Source organism: Pseudomonas sp. AIG (assembly GCF_977020205.1).
Genome location: NZ_CDROCK010000051.1, coordinates 17981 through 32417, shown reverse-complemented (window position 1 = coordinate 32417; position 14437 = coordinate 17981). Strand labels below are relative to the sequence as shown.

Below are 14437 nucleotides of genomic sequence, written 5' to 3'. Positions count from 1 at the left end.
AATTCGGATATTCGCAATGAAAACTGGTAAAGAACTGAAACCCGGTACCGTGATCCGTCTCGAAAACGATCCTTGGCTGGTTCAGAAAGCTGAATTCACCAAATCGGGCCGTAACAGCGCGATCATGAAGACCAAGCTGAAAAACCTGCTGACCGGTTACAAGACCGAGATCGTTTACAGCGCTGACGACAAACTGGACGACGTAATCCTCGACCGCAAAGAAGCGACCCTGTCCTTCATCAGCGGCGACACCTACACGTTCATGGACACCACCGACTACACCATGTACGAGCTGAACGCTGAAGACATCGAAGCCGTTCTGCCTTTCGTTGAAGAAGGCATGACCGATGTTTGCGAAGCAATCTTCTTCGAAGAGCGTCTGGTTTCCGTAGAGTTGCCGACCACCATCGTGCGCGTAGTTGACTACACCGAAGGTTCGGCTCGCGGCGACACTTCCGGCAAAGTCATGAAGCCAGCCAAGCTGGCTAACGGTACTGAGCTGCAAGTTGCCGACTTCATCGAAATCGGTGACAAGATCGAAATCGACACCCGCGAAGGCGGTTCCTACAAAGGCCGTGCCAAATAAGCACTGGTTTTTGCGGAAAGAAAAAGCCCGACCATTGAGTCGGGCTTTTTTGTGCCTGCGATATGTGTCACGCCGCAGGATCCCCTGTAGGAGTGAGCCTGCTCGCGATAGCGTCATTCCAGTCGACATCTACATTGACTGACTCAACCGCTATCGCGAGCAGGCTCACTCCTACATTGGAATTTGCGTATGGCTTCAGACGTTGACGTGCAGGCGCACATCAACGTTGCCACGGGTGGCATTGGAGTACGGGCAGACCTGGTGAGCAGCATCGACCAGCGATTGCGCGTCGGCCTGTTCCAGGCCTGGCAGGCTGATGTGCAGGTCGATGTCCAGACCGAAACCGCCAGGGATCTGGCCGATACCGACGTGGGCGGTGATCGAGGCATCGTCAGGGATTTTGCGTTTGGTCTGGCTGGCGACGAATTTCAGAGCGCCGATGAAGCAGGCCGAGTAGCCGGCAGCGAACAGTTGCTCAGGGTTGGTCGCAGCGCCGCCGGCACCGCCGAGTTCTTTCGGGGTGGCGAGTTTGACGTCGAGAACGTTGTCGCTGGAGATCGCACGACCATCACGGCCGCCAGTGGAGGTTGCGATTGCGGTGTAGAGAGTTTGCATGGTGTGAGCCTCGTCGGTGTGATTTGTTGCGCTAATTGTTTGCGCGCTAAGTAAGTGCGAGATGAATGTATCGCGCGAATATTTAGTGCGCAAGATAAATTTTTGAGAGATCTGCGTTTCGGCAAAACGGCGAATCGCTCGATCAGCCTGAAAAGTGCGATTTAGAGGGGATGGCGGGGAGATCAGGCGTTGAAAAATATTCTTCAGACGACGAGATCATATGTAGGAGTGAGCCTGCTCGCGATAGCGGTGGTTCAGTTGACTTGTGAGTTGACTGAACCACCGCTATCGCGAGCAGGCTCACTCCTACAGGGATTGGTGGGTCTTAGATCAGGCTGTTCTGCAGATGGCTACGCAGCGCCTGCAACTCTGATTGCAGGTTTTGCAGGCGTTGCAGAGAGAAGCCGCTGGCGCCGAGGATACATTGCGGAACGGTCTGGGCTTTTTCTTTCAACGCTCGGCCTTGCTCGGTCAGCTCGACAATCACCACCCGCTCATCTTCACGACTGCGCGTGCGGCTGAGCAAACCTTCGCCTTCCAGGCGCTTGAGCAGTGGCGTCAGCGATCCGGGATCGGTCAGCAGCCGAGTGCTGATTTCTCCGACGGTCAAAGCATCCTTCTCCCACAGCACCATCATCGCCAGGTACTGCGGATAGGTCAGGCCAAGCGCTTGCAGCAGCGGTTTGTAGACCTTTGTCATCATCAGCGAAGTGGAGTGCAGGGCAAAGCAGGCCTGATTATCGAGCAGCAGGTCGTCGCAGGTGTCGCGTTCGGAAGTCATGTCAAAGCCTTGGTCGTTGATGGTCATGAATCTAGCGCTCGAATCTTTAATGCGCCAGATAATTTTCCAGGGCTAGTGTCGGCCCAGATCCCGCTGCAGCGCCAGATCCCAAGGCGGCACGGGGCTGAAACGGGTCTTGAGATATTCGAGGAGTAAACGGCTGCGCGAGTTGGTTTGCTGTTCCATGCGCAACGCGTAGATACCGGTGGATTCCGGTTTCGGCAGGCCGCTTTCGCAGAACAGCGGGACCAGTTCCCCGCGCAGCAGGTATTCGCTTGCCAGCCAAGTCGGCAAGTGCGCAACCCCTAATCCCGCCAAGGCACCACACACCAGTGCCTCTGCATTGTTGGCGCTCATGCGGATCCGTGCCGGACGGTGCAATTGCATCTGACCGTCCTGCTCGAACCGCCAGGCGAAGGGCGGGGCGAGGCCTTCCCAGTCCAGACCATCATGCTCGCTCAGCTGTGCCGGACTGTCGGGCACGCCACGGCGTTTGAGATAGTCAGGACTGGCGCAGGCAATGCGCACCATGCTCGCCAATGGCGTGGCGACCAGCCGCGTATCAGCCATTTGCCCGGCGCGCAGCACCAGATCGACTTTGCCCAGGTTCGAGCCGCCCATGTCGACGAAACTGTCGATCAGGTGCAGTTGCACATTGAGCCCAGGGTAGAGGACGAGAAAGTCGGCGATCACTGGCGCCAGATGGCGCCGTCCAAATGCGGCGGGGGCATCGATGCGGATCAAACCCTCGGGTGCACTGCTCAGGGACACGGCTTCCGCGCGGGCCAGTTGCAACTCGGCGACGATCCGCCGCGCGCGTTCGGCAAACGCCAGACCCGCCGGCGTTGCGCGCACAGCGTGAGTGCTGCGAACAAATAACTGGCTGCCGACGGCGCTTTCCAGATTGTCGATTCGCCGGGCGACCGCCGAGGGCGTCAGTGGGTGACGACGTGAAGCCGCAGAGAAACTGCCACTTTCCAGCACGTCGAGAAACAGCCCGAGTTGCTCGGTCAGTTGATTGGGGTTCATATCGGTTCAACGCTTGTGCGAAATCGGCATAGCCATTGTGCGTTGCTATGCGTTTCCCCGCCAGCCACGACTGCGTAGGATGAATCGCCTGACGTAAGAGGAATTCGGCTGTGATGGAGTTTTTGTTGTACCTGCTGTTTGGCGTCGCCCTTGGCACGCTCGGCGGAATATTCGGTATCGGCGGTGGCCTGATCGCCATTCCGTTGCTCGGCGTGTGGTTTGGTCTGGATCAGCAAATTGCCCAAGGCACAGCGCTGGTCATGGTTGTACCGAACGTGATGCTGGCGCTGTGGCGTTATCACCAGCGCAACCGTATCGAACTGCGGCATGCGCTGCCCTTGGCGGTGATGGGGTTCTGCTTTGCCTGGATCGGTTCGATCTGGGCGGTGGGCATTGATGCGCAAACCATGCGCATTGGTTTTGTCGTGTTCCTTGTGGTGCTCTCGGCTTATAACCTGCTGAAAATGTTCGGCAAGCAACCCGCTGCTACGTCCGAAATGCGCTATTCGTGGCCATGGCTGGGCGTACTCGGCGCGGCGTCCGGAACCATGGGCGGATTGTTCGGTGTCGGCGGCGCGGTGGTGGCAACGCCAGTGCTGACCAGTCTGTTCGGCACCACGCAGGTCGTGGCTCAGGGCTTGTCGCTGGCGCTGGCCTTGCCCAGTACCGGCGTGACCCTGGTGACTTACGCGGTGCACCACGAAGTGGACTGGATGATCGGCCTGCCACTGGCCATCGGCGGCCTAGCCAGCATCAGTTGGGGCGTGAAAGTCGCCCACGCCATGCCGGAAAAACTCCTGCGTGGGCTGTTCTGCGGGTTTCTGGTGCTGTGTGCGGTGATGCTCGCGTTTAAAGTTTGAAGCCTTCGACGATGTGCTCGGCCAGGCACTCGGTGATTGGCGACGGATTGTTCAGGTTGCGGATCAGCATGATGCTGGCCTCGGGCAGCAACGGCAGATCTTCGGCGTCGCCAAGGATACGCATGTCCGGGGTGATCAGGCTTTCCAGTTGCGCGGTGATCGCCAGACCCGCGCTCACCACCGCCATCAGCGCCGACAGGCTGGTGCTGTTGTAAGCGATGCGATAATCGCGGCCCATCGCATCCAGCGCATTGCACGCCCACAAGCGGCAGAAGCAATCACTGTTGAACATCGCCAGGGGCAGCGGCGTTTGTTCGTGGGCGCTGAAGTTTTGCGCCTCGGCCCAGACGAAACGCTCCTTGCGCAACAACTGGCCGATCTCGTTGCCCGGCTCACGGGTAACGATCGACAAGTCCAGATCGGTGCGTTGCAACAATTGCTTGGTCGATTCGCAGTGCACTTCGATCTGGATCAACGGATAGAACTGTGCAAACCGCGACAGGATCCCCGGCAGAAAGCGCATCACGTAATCATCCGGGGTACCGATGCGCACGGTGCCGACCATGTGTGGCTCACGCAGAGTATTGAACACCTCGCTGTGCAGCTTGAGGATGCGCCGCGCATAACCGAGCAGCACCTGACCTTCGGCCGTCAGGCGCACTTGGCGCCCGTCGCGCTCGAACAACTGGCGCTGCAACACGTCTTCTTCCAGACGCTTCATCTGCATGCTCACCGCCGATTGCGTGCGGTTGACCATTTCGCCGGCGCGGGTGAAACCGCCCTGATCAGCGATGGCGACAAAGGTGCGCAGGACATCGGTATCGATACTGGGGTAGGCCGACAATTGATGAATCTCCGTGATGCATGCCATCAGAAACATTCGTTGGATTGATCGTAGCGCGGAGCAGAGACTCGAGCTATCCCACAAGGAGGGCGATGCGATGAAAGGTCAAAAAGCTTATGTGAATGATGAAACCGTGCCGGTTCATCTTATTTCCGACCTGCTGCACAAGTTTAGCCGCTGGTACGAACTGCACCGTGAACGCGAGTTGCTCGCCAGTCTGAGTGACGAAGCGTTGAAGGACATCGGGGTCAGCCGTGCCGACGTTGAACACGAAGCCGTGCGGCCGTTCTGGGATGACCCGATGCATAAATGACCCGCTGCATAAATGATGAGCAGAGCGCTACACAAACCAACTTCCAGTGAGGTAGGTTGCGAGCAGACAAGGAGATGCTCATGCCCGCAACAGTATCCTTTTCCCTCAAACAAGCGCGACGTCTGGCGCTGGCGGCCCAAGGTTTCAACGGGCGCCAGCCGCCGACTGTCAAGGCGCCACACCTCAACCGGCTGATCGAACGGCTGGGCTTGCTGCAAATCGACTCCGTCAACGCCGTGGTGCGCTCGCACTACCTGCCGCTGTTCTCCCGCCTGGGTTCCTATTCTTCCGATTTGCTCGATCAGGCTGCCTGGAGTTCGGGGCGACACCGTTCGTTATTTGAATATTGGGGACACGAAGCGTCATTGCTGCCGCTGTCGATGTATCCGTTGCTGGCCTGGCGCATGCAGCGCGCCAGGCGCGGCGAGGATATCTACCAGCAACTGGCCAGGTTCGGTCGCGAGCAGCAGGACGTGGTTCGCCGGGTGTTGAGTTCGGTTGAAGAGCAGGGCGCGTTGGGTGCCGGCAGCCTGTCGACTCGCGAAGACAAGGCCGGACCGTGGTGGGACTGGAGTGCGGAAAAGCATGCACTGGAGTGGTTGTTTGCGGCCGGTGAAGTGACGGTGGCGGGACGCCGTGGGTTTGAGCGTTTGTATGATTTACCGGAGCGGGTGATTCCCTCTTCGATCCTCCAGCAAGCGTTACCTGATGAGGCTGAGGCGCAGCGCGGGTTGCTGTTGCACGCGGCGCAGGCGCTGGGCGTTGGCACTGAAAAAGACCTGCGTGATTACTTTCGCCTGAATCCTGCCGACGCGCGCCCGCGACTGGCGGAGTTGGTTGAAGCCGGGCAGTTGCAGATGTGCGAAGTCGCCGGTTGGCGGCAGATCGCCTATTGCCTGGCGGAGCCGAAAGTCCCGCGCACGGTGGTTGCCAGTGCGTTGTTATCGCCGTTCGATTCGTTGATCTGGGAGCGCAGCCGGACGGAGCGGTTGTTTGATTTCCGCTATCGACTGGAGATTTATACGCCGCAGGACAAGCGGGTTTACGGCTATTACGTGTTGCCGTTTTTGCACAATGAGCGGATTGCCGCGCGGGTGGATTTGCGCGCTGAGCGCGCGGCCGGGCAGTTGGCAGTGCATGCGGTGCACGAGGAAGAGCCGGGGCTGGATGAGGAAGGGATGTTGGCGCTGGCGCTGAACTTGCGGCAGATGGCGGATTGGCTGGGGCTGGCGCGGGTGCAGTTGAATTGTCAGCGCGAGAGTGCGGCGCGGTTGCGGGTGGCATTGGCAGAGATTGGCGGTGTCTGAGCCGGCCTCTTCGCGAGCAAGCTCGCTCCCACATGGACGACACAAATCCAGTGTGGGAGCGAGCCTGCTCGCGAAAGAGGCGACGCGGTCTAGCGGCGAACCTGTTTGAGGGTTTCGGCAATCAAAAACGCCAACTCAAGCGACTGATCAGCATTCATCCGCGGATCACAATGCGTGTGGTAGCGATCCGACAACCCGTCTTCAGTAATCGGCCGCGCGCCACCAATGCATTCGGTGACGTTCTGCCCGGTCATCTCGATGTGAATGCCGCCGGCATAACTGCCTTCCGCCTCGTGCACCTGGAAGAACTGTTTAACCTCGCCAAGGATCTGCGCGAAGTCGCGGGTCTTGTAGCCGCTGCTGGCCTTGATGGTATTGCCGTGCATCGGGTCGGAACTCCACAGCACTTGCTTGCCTTCACGCTGCACCGCGCGGATCAGCGCCGGCAGGTGATCACCGACCTTGTTCGCACCCATCCGCGCGATCAGGTTCAGGCGCCCCGGATCGTTGTCCGGGTTGAGCACGTCGATCAGGCGGATCAGGTCATCGGGGTTCATGCTCGGGCCGACCTTGACGCCGATCGGGTTGTTTACACCACGGAGAAATTCGACATGCGCGCCGTCGAGCTGACGGGTGCGATCGCCGATCCACAGCATGTGCGCCGAGCAATCGTAATAATCGTTGGTCAGGCTGTCGCGACGCACGAAGGCTTCTTCGTAGTTCAGCAGCAACGCTTCGTGGGCGGTGAAGAAGCTGGTTTCGCGCAGTTGCGGCGAGCTGTCCATGCCGCAGGCGCGCATGAATGCCAGGGTTTCATCGATGCGGTCGGCCAAGTGGCTGTATTTTTCGGCCAGCGCCGAGTTGGCGATGAAGTCGAGGTTCCACTTATGCACCTGATGCAGGTCGGCAAAACCGCCCTGAGCGAACGCGCGCAGCAGGTTCAGCGTCGCGGTGGACTGGTGATAGGACTGCAGCAGACGCTCGGGATCCGGCACGCGGCTCTTTTCGTCGAAGCCGATGCCGTTGACGATGTCGCCGCGATAAGCCGGCAGCGTCACGCCATCGATGGTCTCGTCGTTGGCCGAGCGCGGTTTGGCAAACTGACCGGCCATGCGCCCGACCTTGACCACCGGGCAACCGGCGGCGAAGGTCATGACGATCGCCATTTGCAGCAACACTTTAAAGGTGTCGCGAATCTTCGCCGCGGAGAACTCGGCAAAACTTTCGGCGCAATCGCCACCCTGCAGCAGGAACGCGCGGCCCTGAGTGACCTCGGCAAACTGACGGCGCAGCTCGCGCGCCTCGCCGGCAAACACCAGCGGCGGATAACTGGCCAATGTTTGCTCGACCTGGCGCAGGTGCGCGGCGTCGGGGTATTGGGGTTGTTGCTGGATCGGCAGGGCGCGCCAGCTGTCAGGGCTCCACGGTTGGCTCATCACGGTCTCTAGGGGTCTACGCACGGAAGGCCATGTTAGCAGCAATTAGTGCGTGACCTGCTCCCGCCCCATCGCCGACAATCGCCGCTTTGCCACGGCGCCACAGCGGTGCCATCGCGTCACCGCGCCCGGTGACCATCAGGAGACGAAATGACTGAGGAGCGCGTCGAGCATCTGCTCGCCGAAGTACAGGATGAGTTCGGCGTGATTCGCGTGCTGGAAGTGGCTGATTACCGCTTTCTCGAGTTCGGCGATGCGATCGAGCAAAGCTGCGTGTTCACCGCTGATCCGAGCTGGCTGGAATACGACTACACCCGGGCGATGCTGATTGGCGCGTTGTGCCATGAACAGCCGGAAAGTGCGCTGTTTCTGGGGCTCGGTGCTGGTACGTTGACCCAGGCCTGCCTCAAATTTCTGCCATTGGAAGACGTCGAAGCCATTGAACTGCGCCCGGACGTGCCGCGTCTGGCCATCGAATACCTTGGGCTGGATGATGATCCACGGTTGTATATCCGCGTTGGCGATGCGCTGGAACTGCTGCCGACCGCCGAGCCGGCGGATCTGATCTTTGTCGACCTGTATACCGATGTCGGCCCGGGTGTCGGGCATCTGGCCTGGAGTTTTCTCGGCGACTGTCAGAAGCGCCTGAATCCGGGGGGCTGGCTGGTAATCAATCAGTGGGCCACCGATGATGGCAGACCATTGGGCGCGGCGTTGTTGCGTGGGCTTTATCACCGGCATTACTGGGAGTTGCCGGTGAAGGAGGGCAATGTGATTTTGCTGGTGCCGGCGGACCTCGATCAGGAACTGGACATGCAGGCGTTGACTGCCCGGGCTGAAGCACTGGCGCCGCGGTTGGGGTATTCGTTGCAGTCGTTGATCAACGCGATCCGCCCGGCGACCTGAGCCGTCAGTGACGGCCTCTTCGCGAGCAGGCTCGCTCCCCCATTGGAATGCATTTTCCCTGTGGGAGCGAGCCTGCTCGCGAAGAGGACCTGATAACCAGCAAATATTTCAGATCCCTTTGAAGACTCCAGGGCGCCGCTCCACCAACGACCTCACCCCCTCTTTGGCATCCTCACTGGCCAGCAACTTCTTCACCAGCGCCGGCAACCCCTGCGCCGCCGCTGTCTCACCTTCATATCGCGCCTGTCGCGCCGACATCAACGTCGCCTGCACGCCCAACGGCGCCTGCCGCGCAATCCGCTCAGCCAACTCAATCGCCCGTGGCAGCAGATCCTCACTGGCCATCACTTCCTGCACCAAGCCCAGATGCAGCGCATCGTGCGCATCAAACTCATCGCCAGTGAGCAACCAGCGCATCGCATTGCCCCAACCGGCGATCTGCTGAAAACGTAAAGTCGCCCCACCAAAAGGAAAGATCCCACGCTGCACTTCCATTTGCGCGAAGCGGGTATTGCTCGCGCACAGGTTGATATCTGCCGCCAACATCAACTCGATGCCGATGGTCAGGCAATAGCCCTGCGCGGCGACAATCACCGGTTTGCTCACCCGTGGTCCGACGAAAACACCCCACGGATCGCAACCGCCGCTCGGAACCTGCCAGCCCTGGGCGAGGGCGGAGCTGGCATTCACCAGATCCAGACCGGCGGTAAAGTGTTCGCCATGGCCGAACACCACCGCCACCCGCGCTTCACTGTCGGCCTCAAACTCGCCGTAGGCCAGGCTCAGGTCATTGAGCAGGTCGAGGTCGAAAGCATTGCGCTTGGCCGCTCGATCAAGGCCAATCAGATGGACGTGACCACGACGTTCACGGCTGACGCGGCCGGGGCAGGGCTGATTCATGGCGGAATCCTCGGGCGGGAAGGGCGGGGGCAGCGACGGTATGCCGCACATCGATGAATCGTTTAAGCGTCATCGCCCGCAGGGCCGGGCCTTTGAAAAATAGACCTTGGCGCGATTATCCGCAAAACCCCGTTACACAGCGGTGACACAGGTATTTTGACGATAAAAAAAGCTCCCTTTTTGGGCAAAATCCGGTATAGTGCGCGCCGGCCTTTAACCTGGCCGCGTTTAGGTAGCGCAATTTCCCGAAGTCAGCTTCGGCTGCACGTCCGCATTGCGGGCTCTTCCCGGACGATTCTTTTTTCCATTCATTCGTTTTCGCAAATCCCCGCCGACAAAGCTGCCAGGGCGACTCTTGAGTCTCAACACGGCATGCGCAGCTTTGGAGCATGGGTCTTTGCGGATGCACTTAGAGGCAGACCCATGACCCAGGAAACCGGCGGATTCGCCGCTTTTAATCTTAACCCGAATATTCTTGCAGCCGTCGCAGCGACTGGCTACGAAGAGCCTTCGGCGATTCAGCAGCAATCGATCCCGATCATCATGGCCGGCCAGGACATGATTGGCCAGGCGCAAACCGGTACCGGTAAAACCGCCGCGTTCGCACTGCCTATTCTGCACCGCATCGATCCTGCCAAGCGCGAACCGCAAGCCCTGATCCTGGCGCCAACTCGTGAGTTGGCGCTGCAAGTAGCAACCGCTTTCGAAACCTACGCCAAGCAAATGCCGGGCGTTACCGTTGTGGCCGTTTACGGCGGCGCGCCGATGGGCCCACAACTGAAAGCAATCCGTAATGGTGCACAGATCGTTGTCGCCACTCCGGGCCGTCTGTGCGACCACCTGCGTCGTGACGAAAAAGTGCTGTCGACCGTGAACCACCTGGTTCTCGACGAAGCTGACGAAATGTTGAAACTGGGCTTCATGGATGACCTGGAAGTCATCTTCAAGGCTCTGCCAGCGACCCGTCAGACCGTTTTGTTCTCGGCTACCCTGCCGCAGTCGATCCGCGCCATTGCCGAACGCCATCTGCGCGATCCGCAACATGTGAAGATCCAGACCAAGACCCAGACCGTTACCGCGATCGAACAGGCTCACCTGTTGGTTCACGCTGACCAGAAGACTTCGGCCGTTCTCAGCTTGCTGGAAGTGGAAGATTTCGACGCTCTGATCATGTTCGTGCGCACCAAGCAAGCGACCCTGGATCTGGCGAGCGCCCTCGACGCCAAAGGCTACAAAGCCGCAGCGCTGAACGGCGACATCGCTCAGAACCAGCGTGAGCGCGTGATCGACTCGCTGAAAGATGGCCGTCTGGACATCGTTGTCGCGACCGACGTTGCTGCTCGTGGTCTGGACGTTCCGCGCATCACTCACGTGTTCAACGTTGACATGCCGTACGATCCGGAATCCTACGTTCACCGTATCGGCCGTACTGGCCGTGCCGGTCGCGAAGGTCGTGCACTGCTGCTGGTGACTCCACGTGAGCGCCGCATGCTGCAAGTGATCGAGCGTGTAACCGGTCAGAAAGTTGCCGAAGTCCGCCTGCCGGACGCTCAGGCTGTTCTCGATGCGCGCATCAAGAAACTGACCAACAGCCTGTCGCCGCTGGTGGCTGATGCCGAATCGACTCACGGTGAGCTGCTCGATCGTCTGACTGCAGACATCGGCTGCACCCCGCGTGCTCTGGCTGCTGCGCTGCTGCGCAAAGCCACCAACGGTCAAGCGCTGAACCTGGCGGCGATCGAGAAGGAACGTCCACTGGTGCCGAACAACGCACCGCGTGGCGACCGTCCTGAGCGCACCGGTGATCGTCCTGATCGTGGTGACCGCGAGCGTCGCGCGCCAATGCCTTTGGGCGAAGGCCGTGCTCGTTGCCGTACCGCGCTGGGCGCGCGTGACGGTATCGCTGCGAAAAACCTGCTGGGCGCCATCCTCAACGAAGGCGGTCTGGCCCGTGAAGCGATCGGTCGCATCCAGGTGCGTGACAGCTTCAGCCTCGTCGAGCTGCCGGAAGATGGTCTGGACAAACTCCTGACCAAGCTGAAGGACACTCGCGTTGCCGGTAAGCAGCTGAAACTGCGTCGCTACCGCGAAGATTGATCCGCCTCTGGGCTGATTGATCGCACATAAAAAATCCCCGACTGGTTCGGGGATTTTTTTTGCCTGTTTTTTGCCTTTGTGGGAGCGAGCCTGCTCGCGAAGGCGTCAACCGAAACGATAAATATCCATGCCCAGCGCACCCATCGTGAAACCCTTGTGCGCCACGCTGAACTCACCCCCCGCGCCCCTGGCAAAATACAACGGCAACAAATGCTCATCGCTCGGATGGCTGCGCACCGCATTTGGTGCCTGCTGGCGATAATCATGCAGCGCCGCCTCATCGTCGGCCGCCAGCTTCTCGATCACCCAGTCACGGAAATCCCGCGCCCACGGCTCGACACTTTCCGGGCCGGCGTGCCAGTCCAGTTCGCGCAGGTTGTGGGTGATGCTGCCGGAACCAATGAGCAAAATGCCCTGATCGCGCAGACTCGCCAGCGCTCGGCCGACCCGGGTTTGCAGCGCCGGGCCCGCGCGACTTGGCAGCGAGATTTGCACCACCGGTATATCCGCTTGCGGATACATCAACGACAGTGGCACCCAGACACCGTGATCGAACGGACGTTGCGGATCAAGGCGCGCTGGCAGATTGTTGGCAGTCAACAGATCGGCCACCTCAGCGGCCAACTGCGGATTACCTGGCGCCGGGTACTGCACTTCAAACAACGCACGGGGAAAGCCGCCGAAGTCGTGCCAGGTTTCCGGTTGCGCATGGCTGCTGACCAGCAGTTCGTGGCTTTCCCAATGGGCGGAGACGATCACGATGGCTTTGGGTTTCGGTAATTCGGCGGCCAGACGTGCCAGCGCCGGGCCACTGGCACCGGGCTCCAGCGCCAGCATGGGTGAGCCGTGGGAAATAAACAGGCTGGGAAACATGATGGGTTCCTGAGCGTTAAGATGACCTCATCTTCAGTCAGATCATTGATCTAAATCTAATATAAGTTTTAACGCTTTTTGATCGAATTATTGGGAGTGATACATGCAGCCTGAGTTTTGGCACAAGAAGTGGGCTTCGGGGCAGATTGGTTTTCATCTGCCGGAGGTGAACCCGTATCTGCAGCGGCACTGGGCGGCCCCGGCACCGGCGCGAGTGCTCGTGCCTTTGTGTGGGAAAAGTCTGGATCTGGCGTGGCTGGCCGGGCGCGGTCATCAGGTGCTCGGGATCGAACTATCGGAAAAGGCTATCGAGGACTTTTTCAATGAGCATCAGATACAGCCGCAGATCAGCCAGAAGGGCGCGTTCAAGGTCTATCGCGGTGAAGCCATCGAGCTGTGGTGCGGCGACTTCTTCGCGCTGACCGCCGCCGATGTGGCTGATTGCACCGCGTTGTACGACCGCGCCGCGCTGATTGCCTTGCCGGCGCCGATGCGTGAGCGTTATGCGGCGCATCTTCAACAGATTCTGCCGCCGGCTGTGCAAGGGTTGTTGATTACCCTGGACTACGATCAGGCGCAGATGCCGGGGCCGCCGTTTGCGGTGGGGGATGATGAGGTGCAGCGGTTGCTGAGTGGTGCCTGGCAGGTGCAGGTGCTGGAAGAAAAGGATGTGCTGGGGGAGAGCTGGAAGTTCCTGCAGGCGGGCGTGACGCGGCTGGAGGAGCGGGTGTACCGCGTGTCTTCCCGATAGTTTGTTGGCGCCCTTACGGGCCTCTTCGCGAGCAAGCTCGCTCCCACAGTGATTTGTGCTGTTGCGCAGATTACATAAGCATCACCTATCTCTGTGGGAGCGAGCTTGCTCGCGAAAGGGCCGGCACTGTCGCCGCATAATCCAGAGGTATAAAAAAGGCCCGCATCACTGCGGGCCTTTGCATTGTCACCGGTCGGATCAACCGCGACGACGCAGCGCGTCGATACGCTCTTCCAGCGGTGGGTGGCTCATGAACATGCGGGCAAAGCCCTGTTTGATGCCACCGTTGATGCCAAAGGCGTTCAGGGTGTCCGGCATGTGCACCGGCAGGCCCTGTTCGGCGCGCAGGCGTTGCAGTGCGCCGATCATCGCGCTGGTGCCGGCCAGGCGTGCGCCGGCTTCGTCGGCACGGAATTCGCGCTTGCGCGAGAACCACATGACGATCGCACTGGCGAGAATGCCCAGTACCAGTTCGGCGAAGATGGTCGCCACGTAGTAAGCGATGCCCTGGCCTTCTTCGTTCTTGAAAATCACCTTGTCGACGAAGTTGCCAATGATTCGCGCAAAGAACATCACGAAGGTGTTCACCACGCCTTGAATCAGCGCCAGGGTGACCATGTCGCCGTTGGCCACGTGACCGATTTCGTGGGCCAGTACGGCTTTCACTTCATCGGGCGAGAAACGCTCGAGCAAGCCCTGGCTGACCGCGACCAGCGCGTCGTTCTTGTTCCAGCCGGTGGCGAAGGCGTTTGCCTCGTAGGCCGGAAAAATGCCGACTTCGGGCATCTTGATCCCGGCTTCGCGGGACAGTTGCTCGACGGTTTGCAGCAGCCATTGCTCATGCCGGGTACGTGGCTGGCTGATGATCTGGGTGCCGGTGCTCATCTTCGCCATCCACTTGGAGATGAACAGCGAGAACAACGAGCCGGCGAAACCAAAGACCGCACAGAAAACCAGCAGCTGACTAAGGTCGAGATCAACCCCGTTGGCCGCCATGAACCCGTTGAAGCCGAACAGGCTCAGGGTGATGCTGGCTATCAGCACGACCGCCAGGTTAGTGGCCAAAAACAGCAGGATGCGCATCATGGTTGTAGAAATCTCCTCAAGCTAAAGATGTAGCGTACTGCGGGGTATATAAG

Annotated in this window: 15 protein-coding genes; 7 read left to right on the top strand and 8 right to left on the bottom strand. The window is 59.7% G+C overall.

Annotated features, from left to right (window positions below; all coding sequences use genetic code 11):
• Nucleotides 1-16: 16 nt before the first annotated feature.
• A complete protein-coding gene (locus ACWR1S_RS24520; RefSeq protein WP_007908599.1) occupies nt 17-586 on the top strand; it encodes an elongation factor P in 570 nt (189 codons plus the stop codon).
• A gap of 195 nt (nt 587-781) precedes the next feature.
• Here the strand turns inward: ACWR1S_RS24520 and ACWR1S_RS24515 are convergent, their stop codons facing one another.
• From ACWR1S_RS24515 to ACWR1S_RS24505, 3 genes are all read right to left on the bottom strand, one after another.
• On the bottom strand, nt 782-1201 hold the full coding sequence (locus tag ACWR1S_RS24515) for an organic hydroperoxide resistance protein (RefSeq protein ID WP_454565295.1): 420 nt from the start codon (nt 1199-1201) through the stop codon (nt 782-784).
• Nucleotides 1202-1526: 325 nt separating this feature from the next.
• On the bottom strand, nt 1527-1982 hold the full coding sequence (locus tag ACWR1S_RS24510; protein WP_454565294.1) for a MarR family winged helix-turn-helix transcriptional regulator: 456 nt from the start codon (nt 1980-1982) through the stop codon (nt 1527-1529).
• Nucleotides 1983-2054: 72 nt separating this feature from the next.
• On the bottom strand, nt 2055-3011 hold the full coding sequence (locus ACWR1S_RS24505; protein ID WP_454565293.1) for a LysR family transcriptional regulator: 957 nt from the start codon (nt 3009-3011) through the stop codon (nt 2055-2057).
• Nucleotides 3012-3121: 110 nt separating this feature from the next.
• Here ACWR1S_RS24505 and ACWR1S_RS24500 point away from each other — a divergent pair, with 110 nt between their 5' ends.
• Nucleotides 3122-3871, top strand: a complete 750-nt coding sequence (locus ACWR1S_RS24500; protein WP_454565292.1) for a sulfite exporter TauE/SafE family protein — start codon at nt 3122-3124, stop codon at nt 3869-3871.
• On the opposite strand, the gene ACWR1S_RS24495 is transcribed toward ACWR1S_RS24500, so the two are convergent.
• Nucleotides 3861-4715, bottom strand: a complete 855-nt coding sequence (locus ACWR1S_RS24495) for a LysR substrate-binding domain-containing protein (protein WP_454565309.1) — start codon at nt 4713-4715, stop codon at nt 3861-3863. The genes ACWR1S_RS24500 and ACWR1S_RS24495 overlap by 11 nt on opposite strands.
• 97 nt (nt 4716-4812) lie before the next feature.
• Here ACWR1S_RS24495 and ACWR1S_RS24490 point away from each other — a divergent pair, with 97 nt between their 5' ends.
• Together ACWR1S_RS24490 and ACWR1S_RS24485 are read left to right on the top strand one after the other, a co-directional pair.
• Nucleotides 4813-5028, top strand: coding sequence for a DUF1127 domain-containing protein (locus tag ACWR1S_RS24490; RefSeq protein ID WP_454565291.1), 216 nt, complete (start codon nt 4813-4815; stop codon nt 5026-5028).
• 80 nt (nt 5029-5108) lie between these two features.
• Nucleotides 5109-6335: a winged helix-turn-helix domain-containing protein gene (locus tag ACWR1S_RS24485; RefSeq protein ID WP_454565290.1), complete on the top strand. Its 1227-nt coding sequence runs from the start codon at nt 5109-5111 to the stop codon at nt 6333-6335.
• Nucleotides 6336-6424: 89 nt separating this feature from the next.
• Here ACWR1S_RS24485 and ACWR1S_RS24480 read toward each other — a convergent pair whose 3' ends face one another.
• On the bottom strand, nt 6425-7771 hold the full coding sequence (locus tag ACWR1S_RS24480; RefSeq protein WP_003226774.1) for a class II 3-deoxy-7-phosphoheptulonate synthase: 1347 nt from the start codon (nt 7769-7771) through the stop codon (nt 6425-6427).
• A gap of 150 nt (nt 7772-7921) precedes the next feature.
• Between ACWR1S_RS24480 and ACWR1S_RS24475 the strand changes: the two genes are divergently transcribed.
• Nucleotides 7922-8677, top strand: a complete 756-nt coding sequence (locus ACWR1S_RS24475; RefSeq protein WP_454565289.1) for a spermidine synthase — start codon at nt 7922-7924, stop codon at nt 8675-8677.
• A 108-nt stretch (nt 8678-8785) separates the two neighbouring features.
• Here the strand turns inward: ACWR1S_RS24475 and ACWR1S_RS24470 are convergent, their stop codons facing one another.
• Nucleotides 8786-9577, bottom strand: coding sequence for a crotonase/enoyl-CoA hydratase family protein (locus ACWR1S_RS24470; RefSeq protein WP_454565288.1), 792 nt, complete (start codon nt 9575-9577; stop codon nt 8786-8788).
• Nucleotides 9578-10000: 423 nt separating this feature from the next.
• Between ACWR1S_RS24470 and ACWR1S_RS24465 the strand changes: the two genes are divergently transcribed.
• Entirely contained in the window at nt 10001-11674 is a 1674-nt protein-coding gene (locus ACWR1S_RS24465; protein WP_008088238.1) for a DEAD/DEAH box helicase, read from the top strand.
• A 105-nt stretch (nt 11675-11779) separates the two neighbouring features.
• On the opposite strand, the gene ACWR1S_RS24460 is transcribed toward ACWR1S_RS24465, so the two are convergent.
• Entirely contained in the window at nt 11780-12547 is a 768-nt protein-coding gene (locus ACWR1S_RS24460; RefSeq protein ID WP_454565287.1) for a DODA-type extradiol aromatic ring-opening family dioxygenase, read from the bottom strand.
• Between the two features lie 103 nt (nt 12548-12650).
• Between ACWR1S_RS24460 and ACWR1S_RS24455 the strand changes: the two genes are divergently transcribed.
• Nucleotides 12651-13298 (top strand): thiopurine S-methyltransferase, encoded by a 648-nt coding sequence (locus ACWR1S_RS24455; protein ID WP_454565286.1) that lies wholly within the window; start codon nt 12651-12653, stop codon nt 13296-13298.
• 198 nt (nt 13299-13496) lie between these two features.
• On the opposite strand, the gene htpX is transcribed toward ACWR1S_RS24455, so the two are convergent.
• The gene (gene htpX / locus ACWR1S_RS24450) at nt 13497-14384 is read right to left on the bottom strand and encodes a protease HtpX (RefSeq protein ID WP_007908619.1); all 888 of its coding nucleotides are present in this window, start codon (nt 14382-14384) and stop codon (nt 13497-13499) included.
• Nucleotides 14385-14437 lie beyond the last annotated feature (53 nt).